This window comes from Streptomyces sp. NPDC088923, from assembly GCF_044749745.1.
In the GTDB taxonomy this organism is placed as follows: Bacteria; Actinomycetota; Actinomycetes; order Streptomycetales; family Streptomycetaceae; genus Streptomyces.
In genome coordinates this window covers 1,972,899-1,993,027 of record NZ_JBIVIO010000001.1, presented here as the reverse complement: position 1 = coordinate 1,993,027, position 20,129 = coordinate 1,972,899, and the positions used below count along the sequence as shown (strand labels likewise).

Here is a 20,129-nt window from a genome sequence, read left to right as displayed (position 1 = left end):
GCTGACGGCACTTGACCTCGCCCGCGCAGGTGCGGCTCGGGCGCCTCGACGCGGGCCTCTTCCTCCTCGCCTGCCGGGGCGACCCGGCCGTCCGCCAGGTCACGGTGTGGACGCTGTACCTCGTACCGGCCCTCGGGCTCTTCCTCGCCCCGGTAGGGTTCGGGCGCAGCAGGGGCAGGGGCAAGGGCGGCGGGGAGAGGGTGACGGCGGCCGATGAGGGCAGCGCGCAGGACGCGGGGACTTCTGCGGCGGGGTGAGCGGGACCCGTACGGGACAAGAGGGCGGTACGGGGTACGGGGCGGGCTGCTCGCGGGCGGGCTCGCGCTCGCCCTGACCGCCACGGGCTGTGTCACCGTCCACGGTGAGACGGCGCTCGTACCGGCCGCGACGCGCGGCGAGGCGGCGACCGCGCTGAAGCGGTTCCGGAGCGCGTACAACGAGGCGGCCCGCGACCTCGCCCCGGCCAAGGACGCCGCCGTGCTCGCCGGGCCCTTCGGCGCCATCACGCAGGACACCCTGCGCTCGCGCAAGGCGCAGAACCCGGCGGGCGGCGCCAAGGCGAGCCCGCTGGAGGTCTCCGACGTGCGCTACCTGATACCCCGGCAGCGGGGCTGGCCGCGCTGGTTCGTCGCCGACACCGACACCGATCGCGACGTGGACGACGACCCGGCCCGCGACACCCGCTGGCTCTTCCTCTTCACCCGCTCGGGGCCGGAGGCGGACTGGCGGGCCACGTACCTCGCGATCCTCGCGCCCGGCGAGATACCGAAGTTCCGTACGGACGGGGACGGGTACGTCGTCCCGGCGACGCCGGGGGCGCTCAGCCGCGCGTACACGACGTACCTCCGGGACGGCAGGGGCGCGCGCTTCGCACCCGGGCAGCACACGACGGGCTGGCGCGAGCAGCGCGCGAGGAACGCCGAGCGCCCCGGCTGGACGATCCAGTGGGCCGACGAGCCCGCCGACACGGGCGCCTTCCGCCCGTACGCGCTGCGCACCGCCGACGGCGGCAGCCTCGCCTTCTTCGCGAGCCGCCACTACGAGCGCCGTACGGGCGCGGCGAACGTCACCGTCACCCCGCCGCTCGCGGCGAAGCCGCTCCTGAAGGGCCGCGTGGACCGCTCGTACACGCTGGAGTACACGTCCAACGAGACGGTGAAGGTGCCGAAGGCGGGCAAGCCCGTCGTCTTCCTCAACCGGCTCCAAGGGCTGACGGGGGCGGAGGGGAGCTGAGGTCCCCGGGGAGGGGTCGGCGGGAGCCGGGTTCTCCCGGGCCTCCCCCGCCTCACCAGCCCTGCTCCTCCCCCGGCGTGCCCGCCGCCACCGCTTCCGCGTCCGTGAGGGCCGCGAGCAGCGGGAGCGGATCCACGAGGGGGTGTTCGGGGCCGCGCAGCCACGTCACGCCGAGCCCCTCGCCCGGCAGGCGCGCGGGCGGGACCAGGACGTAGCTGCCGCGACAGTGCCAGCGCAGGCCCGGGTGCTCGTCGACCGACTCGGGGTGCGAGTCGAGTTCGCAGGGCCAGTACTCGTCCTCGTCCTCGGGTGTTCCCCGGGTCGCCGTGAAGAAGAGCATCCGGCCGTCGTCGCTCACCGCGACCGGGCCGACCTCCGCGCCGCCGTCCCCGCCGCCGGCGAGCCGCGCGAGGACCCGTTCGCCCGTGCCGTAGGGCACGTCGAGCACGTCGTGGACCATGCCGGTCGCCGTGATGAAGTTCGCCTCGGGCTCCGCCGCCGCCCACCGCTCGATCTGCCCGCGGTCGTGCGTGGACTGCGTCTGCCAGGCGAAGGAGACGGGGTGTCTGCCGGGCGTGGGGCAGCCGACGCGCGCGCAGGAGCAGCGGTGGCCGACCGGGTGCGCGGCGGGGGCGAGCGGCAGCCCGGCCTGGGCGACGGCGAGCAGCAGCGCGGTGCGGTCCTGTGCGGGGGGTTCACCGCCGGGGGGCTGTCCGGTGGCACGCCGCCACCACTGTGTGAGCCTGCCCGGCCGCCGGTCGTGCGCTGCGCCCATCTCACCTCTCACTTCGTCCCGGTGATCCGTCCATGGTGCCACCTGTACGGGGTGATCACGGACCGGGCCTGTTTCCGGGGCCGTCGGCGACGTTCACCCGTTCGGCGCGCAGACGGCGAAAGGCGGCTGCCGCACCATGGGCTTCCCTGCGAGGAGGTTGCCGTGATCCGTACCGCGCACGCCCGCGAGGCGAGCCCCCGCCACTACCTGATGTGCCCGCCCGAGTACTTCGAGGTCCGTTACGCGATCAACCCCTGGATGGACCCGGGCACGCCGGTGGACCGGGCGCGGGCGCTGGCGCAGTGGGAGGGGCTCGTGGCCCGCTACCGGGCACTCGGGCACACGGTGGACATGCTCGCCCCGGAACCGGGGCTGCCGGACATGGTGTACGCGGCGAACGGGGCGACCGTGGTCGGCGGGCGGGTGCTCGGGGCGCGGTTCGCCTTCGCGGAGCGGGAGCCGGAGGCGGCGGCGCACCGGGCGTGGTTCACGGCGCGGGGCTGGGCGGACGTCGGCGTACCCGTGCAGGTCAACGAGGGCGAGGGGGATTTCGCCGTGACGGGCCGCTGGCTCCTGGCGGGGCACGGCTTCCGCTCCTCGCCGCTCGCTCCGGCCGAGGCGCAGGAGTGGTTCGGGCGCCCGGCGATCGGCCTGGAGCTGATCGATCCGCGCTTCTACCACCTGGACACGGCCTTCGTCGTCCTCGACGCGGAGCGCGAGGAGGTCGCGTACTTCCCCGGCGCGTTCTCGCCGGGCAGCCGCGCGGTCCTCGCCGCGCTCTTCCCCGACGCGCTTCTCGCGAGCGAGGCGGACGCGCTGGCCCTGGGCCTCAACGCGGTCTCGGACGGGCGGCACGTGGTGCTCCCGCGCGAGGCGCTCGGCCTCTTCGGCCCGCTGCGGGAGAGGGGCTTCGACCCGGTGGGGGTGGAGCTGGACGAGCTGGTGAAGGGGGGCGGGAGCGTGAAGTGCTGTACGCAGGAGCTGCGGTCCGCGCCCGTTCAGTCGTCCGTGCCCGCGCCGGCGTCCGCCGGGGGCCAGGCGTCGCCCCAGTCGATGTCGCGCGCGGCCCGGTAGAGGGACCCCTGGCGCTTCGTGACCGTCGCGCGGCGCAGGGTCTCGTCCGGCTCGCAGAGGTCCAGGAGTACCTGGCCCTTGCGGATCTGGGGACGGCGCAGGATGCGGGTGGGGACGCGCTCCGGGGTGGCGCGCGTGGCCGCCACGTAGGCGAACTTCTCGTCCTCGTACGGCAGTGAGCCGCCCTTCACCTGGCGGTGCAGCGAGGAGCGCGCGACGCGGGCCGAGAAGTGGCACCAGTCGCGGCCCGGCTCGATGGGGCAGCGCCCGTCGTGCGGGCAGGGGGCGGCGACGTGCAGCCCGGCGGCGAGGAGGCGGTCGCGGGCGGCGAGGACGCGGGCGTAGCCCTCGGGGGTGCCCGGCTCCGTGACGACGACGGCCGCGCCGGGCTCGTCGCCGACCGCCGCGAGGGCCGTGTCCACGACGGCCGCGCGGTCCGCCCCGGTCAGCTCGCCGAGGACGTAGGAGATGGTGACGAGGTGCGCGGCGGGCGCCGTGCCCGTACCGATACGGCCCTGTGTCCAGCGGGCGCCGCGCACGGCGGGCCAGGGCGCGGCGGCGGCGAGTTCCGCGCCGAGGTCGAGCGCGGGGCGTGCCCAGTCGACGACGGTGACGGGCCGCTCCCCCTCCCAGGTCGCGCCCGCCGCCCACACGGCGGCCCCCGTGCCGCCGCCGATGTCGAGGTGGCTGCCCGGGGCCCACCCGGGCCGGGCGGTGGCGAGCGCGCCGAGCGCGGCCCGCATCGCCTCGAAGGTCGCGGGCATGCGGTACGCGGCGTAGGCGGCGACGTCGGAGCGGTCGCGCAGGACGGGCGCTTCGGTGGGGGTGCGGCCCCGGTAGTGCCCGATGAGCCGGTCCACGGACTGTGCGGCGGCGCGGGTGGGGAGTCCGTCGAGGAGGGCGGCGAGCGCGGCGCGCAGCGGCTGCGACGGGGCGTGGATCGGGTGGGTCACCCGGGAATTCTAGGGTCGCCCTCGCGGGGGAGCGTACGCCCGGTGTCCCGTACCGCCCGTTTGAGGCGGGTGGCCGCGCGGGCGCGGGGGGTGCTGTCGGGGGTGCGGCGGCGGGGGTGGACGGTCGTGGCGAGGAGGACGAGGAAGGTGTCGGTGGCGCGGTCCACGACGAGCGAGGTGCCCGTGAAGCCGGTGTGGCCCGCGCAGAGCGGGCCCGCGAGTTCGCCCATGTACCAGGGTTTGTCGACCTCGAAGCCGAGTCCTTCGTCGAGCATGAGCGCGGTGTACTCGGGGCCGAGGACCCGCGCCGTGCCGTAGGCGCCGCCGCCGAGCAGGACGCGGCACAGGACGGCGAGGTCGCCTCCCGTGCCGAAGAGCCCCGCGTGCCCGGCGACGCCGCCGAGCGCCCACGCGTTCTCGTCGTGGACGAGGCCGCGCACCATCCCCCGGTCCGCCTTCGCCCACGGGAGCCGCTCGTCCTCGGTCGCCGCCGCGCCGGGGCACGGGCCGAAGCCGGTGGACGCCATGCCGAGGGGGCGGGTGATGCCCTCGGCCACGAGCTGGTCGAGGCCTTGCCCGGTGAGGCGTTCGAGGAGGTGCTGGAGCAGGAGCGGGTTGAGGTCGGAGTAGCGGCGTGTGCCGGGCTCGGCGACGGGTTCCTCGGTGGCGAGGGCCCGGTGGCGGGCGGCGTCGTCGGGGAGTGCGTACAGCGGGAGTTCGGGGCGCAGTCCGGTGGTGTGGGTGAGCAGGGCGCGGACGGTGAAGCCGTGTGCGGCGGCGGCCGGGTGGTCGGTGAGGATCTCGGCGACGGGGGTGCCGAGGGCGAGGGCGCCGCGCTCGACCTGCTGGAGCGTGGCGATCGCGGTGAAGAGCTTGGTGAGCGAGGCGAGGTCGAAGGGGGTGTCCACGCGCACGGGGACGCGTTCCTCCGGGGGGAGTTCCACACCCGCGCCGCGCTCCTCGTCCCAGGCGCGGTAGCGCACGGCCCACCCCGCCGCCGACTCGGCGGCGAGGTGCGGGCCGCGCCCCGCGAGGACGACGGCCCCCGCGCACCAGGGCTCGGGTCCCTCGGTGAGGGACCGCACCTCCTCGGTGAGGAGCGCGATCTCGCGGGGGTCGAGTCCGGCGCGCTCGGGGCTCGCGCGGCGCAGGCGGGCGGCGTTCAGCCTTCGTCAGCCCCTTCGCGGCGCGCCGCCCCCGCCGCCTCGGTGGCGGGCGCGGGCAGCACGGTCGTGGTGACGTCGTGCCGTGCCGCCGTCAGCGTCGCCTTCGTACGCGTACCGGGGCGGCACAGGAGGACGAAGGCGGCGCCCGCGACGAGGACGCTCACGAGCTGGACGAGTGCCATGGGAACGGCGGTGTCCTCGCCCGCGATGCCGACGAGCGGCGAGGCGATGGCACCGATGAGGAAGGAGGAGGTGCCGATGAGCGCGGACGCGGAGCCGGCGGCGTGCGGGGCGCGTTGGAGGCCGAGGGTCTGCGCGTTCGGCATCACGAGGCTCATCGAGGACATGAGCACGAAGAGCGCGACGGCGAGCGGCACGAGCCCGACGTGGCCGAGCAGCCCGCTCGTCATGACGAGGAGGGCGACCGCGGCCGCCGTGATGAGCGAGAGGCCCACGGCGGTGGCGCGCTCCAGGCTCACGCGGCCCACGAGGAGCCGCCCGTTGACCTGGCCCATGATGATGAGCCCGACCGAGTTGATCCCGAAGAGCAGGCTGAAGACCTGGGGGCTCGCCCCGTAGATCTCCTGCACGACGAAGGGCGAGGCGCTCACGTACGCGAAGAGCGCCGCGAAGGTGAAGCCGCCGACGAGGACGTGCCCGGTGAAGACGCGGTCGGCGAGCAGCGAGCGCATCGTCGCGAGCGCGTCGCGGGTGCCGCCGGTGTGGCGGCGGGCCGGTGGCAGCGTCTCGGGGAGGCGTCGTACGACGAGGAGGGTGAGCAGGACGCCGACGACGGTGAGGAGGAGGAAGATGCCGCGCCAGTCGGTGAAGCGCAGGATCTGACCGCCGATGAGCGGGGCGACGATCGGCGCGACCCCGGAGATGAGCATGAGCGTCGAGAAGAACCGGGCCATCGCGAGCCCGTCGTACAGGTCGCGGACGACGGCGCGCGCGATGACGATCCCGGCGGCGCCGGCGAGGCCCTGGATCAGCCGGAAGACGATGAGCAGCGCGGTGCCCGGGGCGAGCGCGCAGGCGGCCGTCGCGAGGATGTAGATCACGAGGCCGACGAGGAGCGGGCGGCGGCGCCCGAAGCGGTCGCTGAGCGGGCCCACGACGAGCTGGCCGAGCGCCATCCCGGTGAGGCAGGCGGTGAGCGTGAGCTGCACGGTCGCGGCGGGGCTGCCGAGCGCGTCGGTGACCTTCGGCAGCGCCGGGAGGTACATGTCCATCGACAGCGGCGGCACGGCGGTGAGGCCGCCGAGCACGAGGGTGGTGAGCAGCGAGGTGCGGCGGGCGGATACGGGTATGGCGGGGTCGGCGGGGGTGTCCTGGGTGGGCTGTGGCGTGCCGGGGGCGCGCTCCACGATGGGTGCCTCTCTGAAAACGGGTACCTGGGGACGGGGCCTGGGGGGACGGTGGTGAGGGCCCGGTTTCTATGCTCTCAGCTCGGACGGACCGCTGCGGACCGTTTTCCGCCACGCCGGGCCGTTCCGGGTCCCGGTGGGCGGTGCGAGAGAGATGGGGACGGCATGGGCGAGGGGATCACGGGACGCCCCGTGCGGTGGGGAGTGCTCGCGACCGGGGGCATCGCGGCGGCGTTCGCCGCGGACCTGCTGACGGTGCCGGGCGCCGAGCTGGTCGCGGTCGGTTCGCGTACGGAGGAGTCGGCGCGCGCCTTCGCCGAGCGCTTCACGATCCCGCGCGCGCACGGCAGTTGGGCGGCGCTCGCGGCGGACGAGGACGTCGACGTCGTGTACGTGGCGACACCGCACACCGCGCACCTGGAGGCGGCCCGGCTGTGCCTGGAGGCGGGCAAGGGGGTGCTGTGCGAGAAGCCGATGACGCTCAACGCCCGGCAGGCGGCGGGGCTCGTGGACCTGGCCCGCGCGCGGGACGTCTTCCTCATGGAGGCGATGTGGACGTACGTCAATCCGCTCGTCCGCCGTCTGAAGCTGCTCGTCGACGAGGGCGCGATCGGTGAAGTCACCTCCGTCGAGGCGGACTTCTCCGTCGACGGGCCCTTCCCCGCCGATCACCGCATGATGGACCCGGCGCAGGGCGGCGGTTCGCTCCTCGACCTCGGCGTCTACCCGGTCGCCTTCGCGCAGTTGCTGCTCGGTGAGCCCGATGGCGTACGGGCGAGCGCCAGGCTCTCCGAGTCGGGCGTGGACCTCCAGACCGGGATGCTCCTGGACTGGGCGAACGGCGCGCACGCGCTGCTGCGTTGCGGGCTCACGGGCGCGGGCCCGACGCGCGCGACGGTCGTCGGCTCCGAGGGCCGTATCGAGATCGCCGGGAACTTCTTCGCGCCCGCGGAGTTCGTCCTGCGCCGCCGGGGCGCGGAGCCCGTCACGTACACGGCGCGCGAGGAGGGCGGCGGCGAGGGCTACGTGCCGGAGGCGGTCGAGGTGACGCGCTGCCTGCGCGAGGGGCTGACCGAGTCGCCGCTCGTGCCGCTGGAGGGCTCGCTCGCGGTGCTGCGGACGCTGGACAGGGTGCGGGAGGTGACGGGGGTGCGGTACGAGGGCGAGTGAGCCGGGCGGGCATATCGATCCAGCCCGCACCAAAATTGAAGCCCCTCCGGCGATTGAGGAGCGGGGTCCGGGGCGGAGCCCCGAAAGGCCCGCCCCGGACAACGGCACTCGCTCCCGTCACGCCGGCGCGAGCCCCGGCTTGCCCGCCTCCGTCACGAAGGACCCCGCGACCGTGAGCGGTGCGCCCGGGGTCGTGACCGCCGAGACGGTCTTCCAGTCCGCGCGCGCCGACTTCTTGCCGAGCGTCACGACGGCGTAGCCGCGCCGCCCGTTGTAGAAGCGCAGGTGCGGGTTGGCGGCCATGTAGGTGTCCCAGTTCGACGGCTTGTCGGAGCCGTCGCCGCCGCTCGTGATCGAGCTGGTGACGATCTCGGTGCCGAGGGTCTTCGACGCGGGGTCGTCGAAGTCCGCCTTGAGGTCGAAGCCGTAGTGCACGTGGACGTCCCCCGTGAGGACCATGAGGTTGTCCTTGCCGCTCGCCTGCCAGCCCTCCAGGAGGCGCTGACGCGAGGCGGGGTAGCCGTCCCAGGAGTCCATGGAGAGCTTGAAGTCGTCCGTCGCGCGGTCCTTGCGCTGCGCGAAGGTGACCTGCTGCGGCACGACGTTCCAGGTCGCCTTGGAGGACTTCCAGCCGTCGACGAGCCACCGCTCCTGCTCGTCGCCCGTGAGCGTGCGCGAGGGGGCCTCGGACTCGGGTCCGGGGACCTGCCAGCCGTCGCCGTACGCCTGGTCGCTGCGGTACTGGCGGGTGTCGAGGACGTCGAACTGGGCGAGGCGGCCCCAGTGACGGCGCCGGTAGAGCTTCATGTCGGCCCCGGTGGGCTTCTGCGGCGTGCGCAGCGGCTGGTTCTCCCAGTACGCGCGGTAGGCGGCGGCGCGGCGCAGCAGGAACTCCTCCGGCGGGACGTCGTTCTCGGGGGTGTCGTCGGCGTAGTTGTTCTCCGTCTCGTGGTCGTCCCACGTGACGACGAAGGGGTGCGCGGCGTGCGCGGCGATGAGGTCCGGGTCGGACTTGTAGAGCGCGTACCGCAGCCGGTAGTCCTCCAGGGTGAGGGTCTCGCGGTTGAAGACGGCGGGCAGGCGCCGGTCGGTGTACTTGCGGTTCCCGCCGACGGCCGTCACGGCGTACTCGTAGAGGTAGTCCCCGAGGTGGAAGACGAGGTCCACGTCCTCGTTCGCGAGATGGCGGTACGCCGTGAAGTACCCGTCGTGGTACGCCTGGCAGGAGACGGCGGCGAGCTTCATCTCGGCGAGCTTCGCGCTCGTCGCGGGGGCCGTGCGGGTACGGCCCACGGGGCTGATCCACGTGCCCGCGCGGAAGCGGTAGTAGTACTCCCGGTCCGTGTCGAGCCCCGTGACCTCGACGTGCACGGTGTGCGCGAACTCCGGGTGCGCGGTGGTCGATCCGCGCTTGGCGACGCGCGTGAAGCGGGCGTCGTGGGCCAGTTCCCAGCGCACCGTGACGCGGCCTCTGGGCAGTCCGCCGTCGCTCTCGTACGGGCTCGGGGCGAGGCGCGTCCACAGCAGGACGGACTGCGGGAGCGGGTCCCCGGAGGCGACGCCGAGCGTGAAGGGGTCGGCCTTGAGGGCCTTCGCGTCGAGTTCGGCGGCCGCGGCGCTGCCCGCGGCGGGGAGGTTGACGGCGAAGGCGAGCGCGGCGGCCGCACCCGTCATGGTGAGGAATCCGCGCCGCCCGAAGTGCCGGGCGGCGGCGCGGAGTTCGGCGTCTGGGTCCTGGAGGCTGTGGCTCATCGGGTGGGGTCCCCTCGTCTCGGTGGGTGGCGCTGGGGACTCTCCGGGACCGGGGCGACGCGTGCCTGTCGCCGGTGCGACGCGGGTGTGGACGGGGGGTGAGTTCTGGGGGTGGCCTGATCGGCGGGGACGCGCCTCTTGTGGCGGGTCGTCAGCTCGTCGCACGGAATCGCGCACGGTGTCCCACGAGAGCTCGCGCGAGGAGTTCCGCGAGGAGTTCCGCGAAACCACTCCCGCCACTGCCCCACCTCTCAGTACGATGAACTGTCTTTCACTCGTATGCCGGACATACAGGCATACGAGCACCTCTTGCCGTTGTCCGGCACCCGCATGCCCTTTTCCGTGATCTTCGGAAACCTTCGGAACACTTCGGAGCACTACGTGCGCATTCGTTTCGCGGCCCCGGCCGTTCTCGCCGCCGCCGCCCTCGTGGGCCTCGCGACCTCGCCCTCGCAGGCCGCCGCCCACCAGAGCGGGGTCCACATCGGGCTCGTCCAGTTCGACAGCCCGGGCAAGGACACGCGCAGCAACACCTCGCTCAACGGCGAGTGGGTGAACATCCACAACAACTCCAAGTCGGCGGTGCAGCTGAAGGGTTACAAGCTCAAGGACAACACCGGCTACACGTACACCTTCGGCAGCTACAAGATCGGCGCGGGGAAGACGGTCAAGGTCCGCACCGGCAAGGGCAAGAACGTGCCCGGAACGGTCTACTGGAACCGCGGTTCGTACGTGTGGAACAACACCGGCGACAAGGCGCGGCTGTACACCTCGAAGGGCGCCCTGCGCGACTCCTGCTCCTGGAAGACCGCGAAGAGCGGCCAGAAGAACTGCCACTGACGGACGGCAGGACGTCACGCGTACGGGTCCGGGACGCCACCTCCCTCCGCGGGGAGGGCGCCCCGGAGCCGTACCCCGGGCCCCGCGCCGCGCACGACCGGCTCGCCCCGGCGCGACGACACGGGGCCACCCCGCCCCCGGCGCGACCACGCACGGCCGCCCCGCCCCCGGCGCGCCACCCGTTCCCCACCACCCCCCGGCGCTCCCGCACACCCCGTCCCCCGGAAACGGCGGGAATACCACCCCTTCCCCCTCCCGTTGTCGTCACCATGACGACACCAGGTCCCACGCCTCCGGCCGCCCCCGCGCCCCGCATCAGCCGGTACGCGGCGTTCACCACCAACCCCCGCGCGGGCAACCCCGCCGGGGTCGTGCTCGACGCCTCGGGGCTGAGCGACGACGAGCAGCTCGGCATCGCCGCGCGGCTCGGGTACAGCGAGACGGCGTTCGTACTCCCCGGCGGCGAACCGCGCACGCACCGGTTGCGGTACTTCAGTCCGAAGGCCGAGGTGCCCTTCTGCGGTCACGCGACGATCGCGACCGCCGTCGCGCTCGCGGAGCGCGAGGGACCCGGCGAATACGTCTTCTTCACGCCGGCCGGGCAGGTGCCCGTGGGGGTCGAGCGCGAGGGGGACGAGCTGCGCGCCACGCTGACGAGCGTCACGCCCCGTATCGAGGACATCGCCCCCGGCGACCTCGCCGAGGCCCTCGCCGCGCTCGACTGGCCCGCCGCGGAGCTCGACGCCGAGTACCCGCCGCGCATCGCCTCGGCCGGGGCCAGGCACCTCGTGCTCGCGGCCGGTACCCGCGAGCGGCTCGCGGCGCTCGACTACGACTTCGAGCGGCTGCGCGCCCTCATGGAGCGGCTCGGCCTGACCACCGTGCACCTCTTCTGGCACGACCCCGACACCGGCGTCTTCCACACCCGCGACCCCTTCCCCGTCGGCGGTGTCGTCGAGGACCCGGTGACGGGGGCGGCGTCGGCGGCGTTCGGCGCGTACCTGCGCTCGCTCGGTTTCGTGCGCGAGGACGCGCGGCTCACGTTCGTGCAGGGCGAGGACCTGGGGCGCCCCGGGACGGTCACGGTGACGCTGCGGGCGGGCGATCCGCGGGTGCGGGTCGCGGGCACGGCGGTGCGCATTCCGGCGGAGGCGGACGACTGAGCGGGGCGGAGACGGCGAACCGGGCGCGGGAGCCGAAGGCGCGCCCCCGAAGTGCGCCGCGGCGCGGGAGGCGTAGCCTCGTGATCACCGTGTCACGGAGGCGTACAGCGGTGTGCGCGAGATGCGCCGGAGCCGTCCCCGCCGACACGGCTGCCCTTACCTCGACCCCCAGGGAGACAGCGTGAAGTGCCACGGAAGCCGCGCGTACGGGCGTCGGCTCGACCTCGGACTCCTCGCCCTGCGCCTCGGCACCGGCGGGGTGCTCGCCGCGCACGGTGCGCAGAAGCTCTTCGGCTGGTTCGGCGGCGGCGGGCTCGACGCCACGGGCCAGGCCTTCGAGTCGATGGGTTACACGCCGGGCAAGCTCAACGCGCTCGCGGCGGGGCTCGGCGAGGCGGGCGGGGGCGCGCTGCTCGCGGCCGGCCTCGCGACCCCGGCGGCGGGCGCCGCCGCGGCGGGGACGATGGCGGGCGCCGCCGCCGTGCACGCCCCCGGCGGTTTCTTCGCCCAGGGCGGCGGCTACGAGTACCCGGCCTTCCTCGGCCTCGCCGCCGCGGGACTCGCGGTCACGGGCCCGGGCAGGTACTCGCTCGACCACAAGCTCGGCCACGCCCTCAACCGCCACTGGATGGTCCCGGCCGCGCTCATCGGCGGCGCGGCGGCGGCCCTCACGGTCGTCGCGCAGCGCAACAAGCGGGTCCGGCAGGCGGCCCCGGCCGAGGCCGACGAGGTCTGAGGCGCGTGCGGGGTCGTCCCTCCTCGGAGGGGCGGCCCCGAACCCGTACACCCGGCGGAAAACCATTCGCCCGGCCCGCCCCCGCTCCGTACCGTCCGCTCCCATGACCTGCCCCGACACGCGCGCGAGGGCCGAAGCCCCGCCCTCCGGCCTGCCCGCCCTCACCTTCCACAACCCGCTCTCCGAGGAACGCGCCGCTCGCCTCGTGGCGCGCCTCGCCGCCGCGCGGCCCGCGACCGTCCTCGACGTCGGCTGCGGCTGGGCGGAACTGCTGCTGCGCGTGCTGGAGGCCGTGCCGGGGGCCCGCGGCACCGGGATCGACCTGCGGGGCGAGGATCTTCTGCGGGCCCGGGAGCGGGCGCGCGAGCGCGGGCTCGACGCGCGCGTGCGGCTGTACGAGGAGTCGGCGCGCGGCACCGCGCGGGGACCGGCCGACGTCGTGCTGTGCGGGGGTTCGGGGCAGGCGCTCGCGGACCCGGACGCGCCGGACTACCTGCCGAGGCTCTTCGCCGAGCTGCGGCGGCTCGTGCGGCCGGGCGGCCGGGTGCTGCTCGGCGAGGGCTTCTTCACCCGTACTCCCGGCACCGAGGAGCTGGCGCGGTTGTGGCCGGGCGCGAGCGCCGAGGACCATCCCTCGCTCGGCGCACTCGTCGACGCGGCCGTGGCGGGCGGCTTCCGGCCGCTGTGGACGGAGACGGCGAGCGCGTCGGAGTGGGAGGAGTTCGAGTCCGGGTACCGCGCGGCGGGCGAGGAGTGGCTCGCGCTGCACCCGGGGCACCCCGAGGCGGAGGCGGTCCGGGAGCGGCTCGACGCGCAGCGCGCCTTCTGGCTCGACGGCCACCGGGGGCTACTCGGTATCGCGTGGCTCACGCTCGTGCCGGTGGGGCGGGTGGACTGAGGCGGGTGGGCCGGGGCGGGTGGGCCGAGGGCTTGCCCGGCGGGCGTTGGACAATGGACGGGTACGGGGACGCGCGACACCGGAGGCGCACGCCATGAGGCAGCAGAAGATCCCGGCCCTGGGCCGGGCGCTCAGGGCGCTCGGGGAACAGGGCGACGAACTGAGCGGCGACACGGCCGAGGCGAAGCTGCACGAGATCGCCAAGGACCTGCGGCGCGCGCTCGACCTCCTGGAGGAGACCGTCGAGGGCCCCGAGCCGGTCACGCGGTGCGCGGAGCACCCCTTCGGGCCGAAGGACGACAGCGCCCCCGACCTGTGCCTGCTGTGCGAGACGCGGCGGCGCGGCGGACGCCGAGCGACCAGGCTGCCGGACGGCGAGCGGGAGTACCTGGTCGTGCCCTCGCGCTACGGCGAGCGGGAGGACCGCCCCCAGGCGCGCGAGCGCTGGATTCCCGAGATGTGGAACGGCCGGACGTGGCAGCTGTGCGGGACCCCGCGCCACAGCCGCCGCGAGGCGGAGGCGTTCCTCGCCGCCGAGCGCCGGAGCCCGCACGCGGGCACGGCGTACCGGCTCGTGCAGGAGTTCACGGACTACGAGGTGGTACGCGGCTGGGGCAGCCCCGTGCGCAGGCTCCCCGACACGATGGGCGGGCGTGGCTGACACCGCGGGCCTCGTGGCCCGCCTGCGCGCGGCGGGCTGCGTCTTCGCCGAGGACGAGGCGGCGCTGCTGCTCGCGGCGGTGGCCGAGGACGCGCCCGACCGGGACGCGGTGCTGGACGCGCTCGCCGCGCGACGCGTGGCGGGGGAGCCGCTGGAGCACGTCGTGGGCCACGCGGTGTTCCACGGACTGCGGATCGAGGTGGGACCCGGGGTCTTCGTGCCGCGCAGGCGCAGCGAGTTCCTGGTCGCGCGGGCGCTCGACGGGGTGCGCGCGGCGGGCCTCGTGACACTGCTCGACCTGTGCTGCGGTTCGGGCGCCCTCGGCCTCGCGCTGCGCACGGCGCTCGGCCCGCGCGCGACGCTGTACGCGGCGGACGTCGACCCGGGCGCGCTGCGCTGGGCGCGCCGCAACCTGGCCCCGGTGGGCGCGCACGTCTACGAGGGCGACCTCTACGCCCCGCTGCCCGCCGCGCTGCGCGGCCACGTCGACGTCCTGACGGCGAACGTCCCGTACGTACCGAGCGAGGAGGTCCGCCTCCTCCCCGCCGAGGCCCGCGCCCACGAGCCCCTCGTCGCCCTCGACGGCGGCACCGACGGCCTCGACCTGGTCCGCCGCGTCGCCGCCGAGGCCACGACCTGGCTCGCCCCGGCCGGCCGCCTCCTGGTGGAGAGCGGCGAACGCCAGGCCCCGCGGGTCGCGTCGGTCTTCGAGGCGGCGGGCCTGCGCGCGGAGGTGGCGCACGAGGAGGAGGGGTGGGCGACGGTGGTGACGGGAACATCACCCGCGAGGCCCACCTCATGGAGCCCCTCCGGCGATTGAGGAGCGGGGTCCGGGGCGGAGCCCCGAATCCGGGGCCCGGGGCAGAGTCCCGCGACGGCGCCCCCGCCCGACCTGCTCCGTACGGCTGACGCAAGCCGTGTCCACCCCGGCCTCGGCGCCCCCCGCGCCTACCGTGCGGCCCGTGGAGCTACCCGAGGACCTGATCATCCTTCAGCAGGCGGCCGACGAAGAGGGCCGCAGGATCGAGCACCTGGAGGGCGAGGAGCAGAACGCGCAGCGGCGCGTGTGGTTCAACGCCGCCGCCGAGGTGCACGTGGCGGTCACCGACTGGGCCCGTGAGCAGGGCCTCAACCGCTACGACGTGGAGAAGGAGCTGCGCCAGCGCGTACGGCACGTCCCGCACGGCTGACGGGCGGGGGTGGGCGCGCGGCGCGCGGGTAGGGTTCTGGCCGCGTGCGCCGCACCGCCTGTCGCGTTCCCGAGAGAGGCCGTCCCATGACCGAACCCGCCGCCGCCCCCGCGCGGAGCCTCGCCCCGCCGCCGGACTCCGTCCGCGCGCGCATCCCCGCCGGGGTCCCCGTGTACGTGCTGGGCGAGCGGTACGAGGGCGAGTACCCGCCGCTCGCCCCCGAGGCGGCGCGCGGCCGGATGCTGCGGGTGACGGAGGTCGGCGAGGAGATCCTCGCGCGCCGCTGCGCCGAGGCGACCGGCTTCGGCACCCCCGAACTGACGCGGCTCGTCGACGACATGTTCCTGACGATGTACCTCGCCGAGGGCGCGGGGCTCGCCGCCAACCAGGTCGGCGTGGACCTGCGGCTCTTCGTCTACGACTGCTTCGACGACGAGGGCGCCCGGCACGTCGGCCACGTCCTCAACCCCGTGCTCGACGAGGCCGCCTCGGGCCGCACCCTGATCGACGACGTCGAGGGCTGCCTCTCGGTGCCGGGAGCACAGCACGAACTGGCCCGCGCGGACCGTACGGTGGTGCACGGTGTCGACCGGGAGGGGCGCCCGGTGACGATCGAGGGCACGGGCTACTTCGCGCGCTGCCTCCAGCACGAGACCGACCACCTGAACGGCATGGTCTACGTGGACCGGCTCGCCCAGCGCGCCCGCCGCGCGGTCCTCACGGACATGGCCGAGGCGCGCGGCACGGTCCTCGCCGAACGCCGCGCGCGGGCGGCGGCGATGGGTGTGGAGGACCTGAGCGGGGAGCGGTAGGGCGGGGCCGGGGCGCCCGGCCGGCGAGGTCCTGCGGTCGACCGGGGTCGTGCGCCCGTCCGGGATCGTGCGGTCGGTGCGGAGGGCGGAGCCCCGTACCCTTCAGTCCTCTTGGCGTTCCCGCACCTCTCCGCACCCCGCGCACACCCACACGTCCCGCTGGAGCCACATCGTGCGGCGGCAGCGCGGGCAGCCCGTGGTGCGGATGCCGTCGGGGCCCATGAGGGGCGGGTCCGGGGTGTCGGTGGCGTAGGCGATGAGCCCGTCCCTGTCGTCCTCGGGAGCGGCCATCCGCAACAGGCGGGCGGCCCGGCTGCGGGCTTCGTCGGCGAAGTCACTCGTGTCGTGGGCACTCATGTCCTGGGAGAGAGTACGGGGCGAGCGCGGGTTCCCCTGCGCACGAGGCCGCCCGGTCGCGAAGGTGTTCCCCTCGCGGCCGGGCGGCCTTCGTCCGTCGTCGTCAGGCGTGCGCGCCCTCCCCGGCGGCCGCCTCGCGGCCCGCGGGGGCCCCGGCGGCCGACTCGCGCACCACCGTGCCCTCGCGGTTCGCGCGCGGGCGCAGGAGGACGAAGGCGAGCACGGCGGCGATGAAGGTGAGCGCCGCGGAGACCGTCAGGCACAGCCGCAGCCCTTCGAGGAACGCCTCGCCGACCGCCCCGTAGACCTGTCCGGCGCGGGCGCCGAGCGGCACCGAGCCGACCGCGCCGAGGCCGCCCTCGTCGACGGCGTGCGAGAGCTTCTCCGTGAGGGAGCCGTGCACTCCGTTGGCCGCGAGCTTGTCCGGCAGCGCGGAGGCGCTGCGGCTGGTGAGCAGGGCGCCGAGCACGGCCGGGCCGAGGGCGCCGCCGATCTGCCGGAAGGCGTTGTTGCCTGCCGCGGCCATCCCGGCGAGCGGGTGCGGCACCGAACTGACGGCGGTCGCGGTCATCGGCGTCGTGACGAGACCCATGCCGAGGCCGAGCAGGACGAGCCGCCAGGACAGTGCGCCGAAGGAGCTGTCCGCCTCGGCGCTGAGCAGCGTGAGCAGCGCGGCGGTCACGAGGAGCAGACCCAGCGTGATCATGTAGCGCGGTGCGAACTTGTGCATGAAGCGGCCCGCGACGCCGCTGACGACGAGCGCGGCGCCGGTGACGAGGAGCATCCGCCACGCGATGGCGAGCGTGTCGAGGTGCTGGACAAGGCCGAAGTAGAGGCTCAGCACGAAGAAGAAGCCGATCATGCCGAGGAACATGACCATCGCGACGAGCGTCGTGGCGGTGAAGCCCGGGCTGCGGAAGAGCTTGAGGTCGAGCATGGGGTGCTCGACGCGGCGCTCGACGGCGACGAAGACGACGCCGCTGACGACCGCGACCGCGAGGGCGACGAGGACCTCGGCGTCCGTGAAGGAGCCCGCGCCGCCCTGGATGACGCCGTAGACGAGACCGGTGATGGCGAGCATCGCGGTGATCTGGCCCGGCCAGTCCAGGCGGCTGGCGCGCGGGGCGCGCGATTCGGGCAGGAGCTTCGCCGAGACCGCGAAGGCGATGAGCGCGATGGGGATCGTCACGAGAAAGATCCAGCGCCAGGAGGTGTGCGCGAGGATCACGCCGGAGATGATGCCGCCGATCGCGAGCGCGCCCATGAGGCACATCGCCCAGAAGCCGATGAACTTGCCGCGCTCGCGGTGGTCGGGCACAGCGTGGCTGATGAGCGCGAGCGTCGTGGGCAGCAGGGCCGCGGCGCCGAGGCCGGAGATGGCCTGCCCGGTCCAGAGCTGGCCGACCGAGTCCGCGGTGAGCGAGACCGCCGCCCCCACCGCGGAGAACAGCAGCCCCGCGAGGTAGACCTTCTTGCGGCCGTGGACATCGCCGACGACCCCCGCGGTGAGGATGAAGGCGGCCATCGGCAGCACGAAGGCGTCCGAGACCCACGAGAGTTGCGAGGTCGTCGTGGAGAGCGCCGACTGGATCGAGGTCAGGCTCACCGAGACGCTCGTCACGGGAAGATAGGCGACGAAGACCCCGAGGCAGGCCATGAGCACGGTCACCCCGCGATGGGGCGCGGCTGCCGCGGGCGGTGACTGGGACACGTGAACTCCTTCGGTGCGCCGGGGGATTCCGGCGCGTGGGACGGGCGGAGTCGTGGACGGGTACGGCAGGTCCGGCCGTACGGACCGGGACGGCGGCCGATGGCGGCCGGCCGTCCGGGCGTACGAGCGGGCCGGGCGGCGCCTTCGCCGGCCGACGGGACGGGGTGGGGTGCCCGTCGCGTACGGGGTGCGTACGCACTCGGGGCCGGACGGCGCTCCGGGCCTGGGCCGGGCGGCCGGGGCCGGGGCCGGGGTGGCTCTGGCCGGGGTGGCCCCCGCGTGGCCCCGGGAGCGCGCCGTGGGTCCATCCGTGAATCCTCCGGAAGTCTCCGCTGGAACTGCGGATTCCCCCAAGCCAGGCCGGGGAAAGCATCGGGAACCTCCAGAGTTCTCCAGTCGGTGCGATGCTTTCTCCATGGCCGACACCCTCGACAATCACATCCTCCACGCCCTGCACGTGGCGCCGCGGGCGCCGTTCCGGCTGGTCGGCGAGGTGGTGGGGGCCTCGGAGCAGACCGTGGCGCGGCGCTTCCGGGCGATGAGCAGGGCGGGCACGGTACGGGTCGTGGGCCTCGTGAACCCGGCGGTGCACGGTCTCGCGTCCAGCGTCGTACGGATCTCGCTGCGGCCCGACCGGCTCGACGCCCTCGCCGAGGCGGTGACCCGGCTCCCGGAGGTCTCCTTCGCCAACATCACCTCCGGCGGCTCCGAGATCGTCTGCTCCCTGGAGACCCCGCACGACGGACGGGTGCCCGACGTCCTGCGCCGGCTCGCCAGGTTCCCCGGCGTCCAGAAGGTCGACACGCGCATGATCCTGCACACCTACTCGCCGCCGGGCGCGGACTGGGCCAGCCTCGGGCCCTCGCTCCCCGAGGACGCGGTGGCCCGGCTCCAGGAGCGCTACCCGCGCCCGGTGCCGCAGGGCCCGCCCGTCGAACCGCGCCCCGAGGACGCGCCGCTGCTCGCGGTGCTCGCCGAGGACGGCCGGGCCAGCCAGGCCACGCTCGCCGAGCGCACCGGCTGGACGCCCGGCCGCGTCGCCCGTCGCATCGAGACGCTGGAGCGGACCGGCACGCTCTTCTACGACGTGGACCTCATCCCCGAGCGCCTCGGCTACCCGTACGGCGCGGCCGTGTGGCTGCGGACGACGCCCGCGCACCTGCACGCGAGCGGCACGGGGGTGGCCGCACTCCCCCGCGTCGTCTTCGCCGCCGCGACCAGCGGCGAACAGAACCTCATGGCCATCGCGATGGGCACCGACGCGGCCGACTTCTACGACTTCCTGACCCACTCCCTCGCCACGGTCCCCGGCATCACGGACTACACCACGAGCGTCCGCCTCCGCACCCTGAAGCAGGCGGCGTCCCTCGTACACCGGGGACGCTTGGTGGCCCAGGCACCGAGAGGCGGGGGCCCCCGCCCGCCGACACCTTGACCGCCCGCAACCGGCGAACACCGAAGTGCTCCTCGGCGGACGGCCGGTGGGCCTTCGTCCGCGTCCGGGGCGGCGGGTACAGCGGCGAGCTCGATCCGCGCCCCCCTACAGCCTCAACATCACGCGCGACGGCTCGCGCCTGTTCGTCGCCCACACGCGGGCCACGTACGCGACCGTCGTCGAACACCCTCCGCATCACCGACTTCAAGCGCACGAAGCCGGCCTTCAGGGAAGGCCCGGACTGGCGGGCCGTCGTGCGCCTTCCGTCCCGTTCGTCTCGGTCTGGGGTCAACCGCCTTGTCAGCGCAGGGCAGTTCGGGAAATGCTCTCGCCATGTACGAGGAAAAGGTTCCGAAGATCTGGCTGACGCTCTGCACGACCGTCTACGTCGTGGGGGTGGTCTGGATGGCCGTGGACGCGGGTGGCGAGGACACCGGGATCGTGGTCGGCATGGCCGGGCTCTTCTTCCTCCTGCTGCTCGCCTTCGTGAGCGTCCCGCTCTCCAAGTACTTCTACAACCGCATCGTCCTGACTCCCGACGTCCTCCGGGTGGGGCGGGCGCGCATCCCCGTGGCCGCGCTGGACCCCGCCTCGGTGAGCGCCGCGCTGCACTCCACCCGGCCGGTGCCCGTACCTCCCGGGCAGAAGGCGCGTGTGGTGGGCGGCGGTTGGGCGGTCCCGTTGGGGATGGACAGCGTGGTCCTCGCGCAGCGGGACGGAGCGCTGCTGCACATCGCGACCCGGGACCGCCGGGCGTTCCTGGACGCGCTCGCGCGGGTCACCGGCGCGGGACGCGTGGGATGACGGTGCGGGCGATGGGCAGGGGACGCGAGGAG

21 protein-coding genes are annotated in these 20,129 nt (G+C 74.6%); 14 read left to right on the top strand and 7 right to left on the bottom strand.

The window, feature by feature from the left end:
• The first annotated feature begins 11 nt into the window (after positions 1-11).
• Both ACIP4O_RS09030 and ACIP4O_RS09025 read left to right on the top strand, forming a co-directional pair.
• The gene (locus ACIP4O_RS09030; RefSeq protein WP_401573132.1) at positions 12-257 is read left to right on the top strand and encodes a hypothetical protein; all 246 of its coding nucleotides are present in this window, start codon (positions 12-14) and stop codon (positions 255-257) included.
• Positions 214-1,233 carry a hypothetical protein gene (locus ACIP4O_RS09025; protein ID WP_401573130.1) on the top strand — a complete coding sequence of 340 codons (1,020 nt, stop codon included), beginning with the start codon at positions 214-216 and terminating at the stop codon, positions 1,231-1,233. Before ACIP4O_RS09030 ends, ACIP4O_RS09025 begins: the two co-directional genes overlap by 44 nt.
• A 52-nt stretch (positions 1,234-1,285) precedes the next feature.
• Here the strand turns inward: ACIP4O_RS09025 and ACIP4O_RS09020 are convergent, their stop codons facing one another.
• Entirely contained in the window at positions 1,286-2,008 is a 723-nt protein-coding gene (locus tag ACIP4O_RS09020; RefSeq protein ID WP_401573128.1) for a bifunctional DNA primase/polymerase, read from the bottom strand.
• 162 nt (positions 2,009-2,170) lie between these two features.
• On the opposite strand from ACIP4O_RS09020, the gene ddaH reads away from it, so the two are divergent.
• Entirely contained in the window at positions 2,171-3,082 is a 912-nt protein-coding gene (gene ddaH / locus ACIP4O_RS09015) for a dimethylargininase (protein ID WP_401573126.1), read from the top strand.
• Here ddaH and ACIP4O_RS09010 read toward each other — a convergent pair.
• The 3 genes from ACIP4O_RS09010 to ACIP4O_RS09000 form a co-directional block, all read right to left on the bottom strand.
• Positions 3,007-4,035 (bottom strand): small ribosomal subunit Rsm22 family protein, encoded by a 1,029-nt coding sequence (locus ACIP4O_RS09010; protein WP_401573124.1) that lies wholly within the window; start codon positions 4,033-4,035, stop codon positions 3,007-3,009. The genes ddaH and ACIP4O_RS09010 overlap by 76 nt on opposite strands.
• Complete coding sequence (locus ACIP4O_RS09005) at positions 4,032-5,120, bottom strand: serine hydrolase domain-containing protein (RefSeq protein WP_401573122.1); 1,089 nt, start codon at positions 5,118-5,120, stop codon at positions 4,032-4,034. Before ACIP4O_RS09005 ends, ACIP4O_RS09010 begins: the two co-directional genes overlap by 4 nt.
• 77 nt (positions 5,121-5,197) lie before the next feature.
• A complete protein-coding gene (locus ACIP4O_RS09000; protein WP_401573909.1) occupies positions 5,198-6,571 on the bottom strand; it encodes a multidrug effflux MFS transporter in 1,374 nt (457 codons plus the stop codon).
• Positions 6,572-6,733: 162 nt separating this feature from the next.
• Between ACIP4O_RS09000 and ACIP4O_RS08995 the strand changes: the two genes are divergently transcribed.
• Positions 6,734-7,738 carry a Gfo/Idh/MocA family protein gene (locus ACIP4O_RS08995; protein ID WP_401573120.1) on the top strand — a complete coding sequence of 335 codons (1,005 nt, stop codon included), beginning with the start codon at positions 6,734-6,736 and terminating at the stop codon, positions 7,736-7,738.
• A 117-nt stretch (positions 7,739-7,855) separates the two neighbouring features.
• Here ACIP4O_RS08995 and ACIP4O_RS08990 read toward each other — a convergent pair whose 3' ends face one another.
• Positions 7,856-9,490 (bottom strand): alkaline phosphatase D family protein, encoded by a 1,635-nt coding sequence (locus ACIP4O_RS08990; protein ID WP_401573118.1) that lies wholly within the window; start codon positions 9,488-9,490, stop codon positions 7,856-7,858.
• A 381-nt stretch (positions 9,491-9,871) separates the two neighbouring features.
• On the opposite strand from ACIP4O_RS08990, the gene ACIP4O_RS08985 reads away from it, so the two are divergent.
• From ACIP4O_RS08985 to def, 8 genes are all read left to right on the top strand, one after another.
• Positions 9,872-10,330, top strand: coding sequence for a lamin tail domain-containing protein (locus tag ACIP4O_RS08985; protein ID WP_361329949.1), 459 nt, complete (start codon positions 9,872-9,874; stop codon positions 10,328-10,330).
• A gap of 269 nt (positions 10,331-10,599) precedes the next feature.
• The gene (locus ACIP4O_RS08980; protein ID WP_401573116.1) at positions 10,600-11,493 is read left to right on the top strand and encodes a PhzF family phenazine biosynthesis protein; all 894 of its coding nucleotides are present in this window, start codon (positions 10,600-10,602) and stop codon (positions 11,491-11,493) included.
• Between the two features lie 181 nt (positions 11,494-11,674).
• The gene (locus tag ACIP4O_RS08975; protein WP_401573114.1) at positions 11,675-12,229 is read left to right on the top strand and encodes a DoxX family protein; all 555 of its coding nucleotides are present in this window, start codon (positions 11,675-11,677) and stop codon (positions 12,227-12,229) included.
• Between the two features lie 103 nt (positions 12,230-12,332).
• The gene (locus ACIP4O_RS08970; protein ID WP_401573112.1) at positions 12,333-13,127 is read left to right on the top strand and encodes an SAM-dependent methyltransferase; all 795 of its coding nucleotides are present in this window, start codon (positions 12,333-12,335) and stop codon (positions 13,125-13,127) included.
• Positions 13,128-13,221: 94 nt separating this feature from the next.
• On the top strand, positions 13,222-13,788 hold the full coding sequence (locus ACIP4O_RS08965) for a hypothetical protein (protein WP_401573110.1): 567 nt from the start codon (positions 13,222-13,224) through the stop codon (positions 13,786-13,788).
• Positions 13,781-14,608 (top strand): putative protein N(5)-glutamine methyltransferase, encoded by an 828-nt coding sequence (locus tag ACIP4O_RS08960; RefSeq protein ID WP_401573108.1) that lies wholly within the window; start codon positions 13,781-13,783, stop codon positions 14,606-14,608. Before ACIP4O_RS08965 ends, ACIP4O_RS08960 begins: the two co-directional genes overlap by 8 nt.
• Positions 14,609-14,750: 142 nt before the next feature.
• Positions 14,751-14,978 carry a hypothetical protein gene (locus tag ACIP4O_RS08955; protein ID WP_401573106.1) on the top strand — a complete coding sequence of 76 codons (228 nt, stop codon included), beginning with the start codon at positions 14,751-14,753 and terminating at the stop codon, positions 14,976-14,978.
• Between the two features lie 86 nt (positions 14,979-15,064).
• The gene (def, locus tag ACIP4O_RS08950; RefSeq protein ID WP_401573104.1) at positions 15,065-15,790 is read left to right on the top strand and encodes a peptide deformylase; all 726 of its coding nucleotides are present in this window, start codon (positions 15,065-15,067) and stop codon (positions 15,788-15,790) included.
• Positions 15,791-15,892: 102 nt separating this feature from the next.
• On the opposite strand, the gene ACIP4O_RS08945 is transcribed toward def, so the two are convergent.
• Positions 15,893-16,147 (bottom strand): hypothetical protein, encoded by a 255-nt coding sequence (locus ACIP4O_RS08945; RefSeq protein ID WP_361329972.1) that lies wholly within the window; start codon positions 16,145-16,147, stop codon positions 15,893-15,895.
• Positions 16,148-16,250: 103 nt separating this feature from the next.
• Positions 16,251-17,816, bottom strand: a complete 1,566-nt coding sequence (locus tag ACIP4O_RS08940; RefSeq protein ID WP_401573908.1) for an MFS transporter — start codon at positions 17,814-17,816, stop codon at positions 16,251-16,253.
• A gap of 457 nt (positions 17,817-18,273) precedes the next feature.
• Between ACIP4O_RS08940 and ACIP4O_RS08935 the strand changes: the two genes are divergently transcribed.
• Positions 18,274-19,293 carry an Lrp/AsnC family transcriptional regulator gene (locus ACIP4O_RS08935; protein WP_401573102.1) on the top strand — a complete coding sequence of 340 codons (1,020 nt, stop codon included), beginning with the start codon at positions 18,274-18,276 and terminating at the stop codon, positions 19,291-19,293.
• A 333-nt stretch (positions 19,294-19,626) separates the two neighbouring features.
• A complete protein-coding gene (locus tag ACIP4O_RS08930; RefSeq protein ID WP_401573100.1) occupies positions 19,627-20,097 on the top strand; it encodes a hypothetical protein in 471 nt (156 codons plus the stop codon).
• Positions 20,098-20,129: the final 32 nt, after the last annotated feature.

What these genes read in the sequence shown, in the direction of transcription:
- ACIP4O_RS08970 (WP_401573112.1), top strand. Translation starts at nt 12,333, where the DNA reads ATGACCTGCCCCGACACGCGCGCGAGGGCCGAAGCCCCGCCCTCCGGC.
- ACIP4O_RS08990 (WP_401573118.1), bottom strand. Translation starts at nt 9,490, where the DNA reads ATGAGCCACAGCCTCCAGGACCCAGACGCCGAACTCCGCGCCGCCGCC.
- ACIP4O_RS09025 (WP_401573130.1), top strand. Translation starts at nt 214, where the DNA reads ATGAGGGCAGCGCGCAGGACGCGGGGACTTCTGCGGCGGGGTGAGCGG.
- ACIP4O_RS08930 (WP_401573100.1), top strand. Translation starts at nt 19,627, where the DNA reads ATGTACGAGGAAAAGGTTCCGAAGATCTGGCTGACGCTCTGCACGACC.
- ACIP4O_RS08995 (WP_401573120.1), top strand. Translation starts at nt 6,734, where the DNA reads ATGGGCGAGGGGATCACGGGACGCCCCGTGCGGTGGGGAGTGCTCGCG.
- ACIP4O_RS08980 (WP_401573116.1), top strand. Translation starts at nt 10,600, where the DNA reads ATGACGACACCAGGTCCCACGCCTCCGGCCGCCCCCGCGCCCCGCATC.
- def (WP_401573104.1), top strand. Translation starts at nt 15,065, where the DNA reads ATGACCGAACCCGCCGCCGCCCCCGCGCGGAGCCTCGCCCCGCCGCCG.
- ACIP4O_RS09020 (WP_401573128.1), bottom strand. Translation starts at nt 2,008, where the DNA reads ATGGGCGCAGCGCACGACCGGCGGCCGGGCAGGCTCACACAGTGGTGG.
- ACIP4O_RS08965 (WP_401573110.1), top strand. Translation starts at nt 13,222, where the DNA reads ATGAGGCAGCAGAAGATCCCGGCCCTGGGCCGGGCGCTCAGGGCGCTC.
- ACIP4O_RS08945 (WP_361329972.1), bottom strand. Translation starts at nt 16,147, where the DNA reads ATGAGTGCCCACGACACGAGTGACTTCGCCGACGAAGCCCGCAGCCGG.
- ACIP4O_RS08935 (WP_401573102.1), top strand. Translation starts at nt 18,274, where the DNA reads ATGGCCGACACCCTCGACAATCACATCCTCCACGCCCTGCACGTGGCG.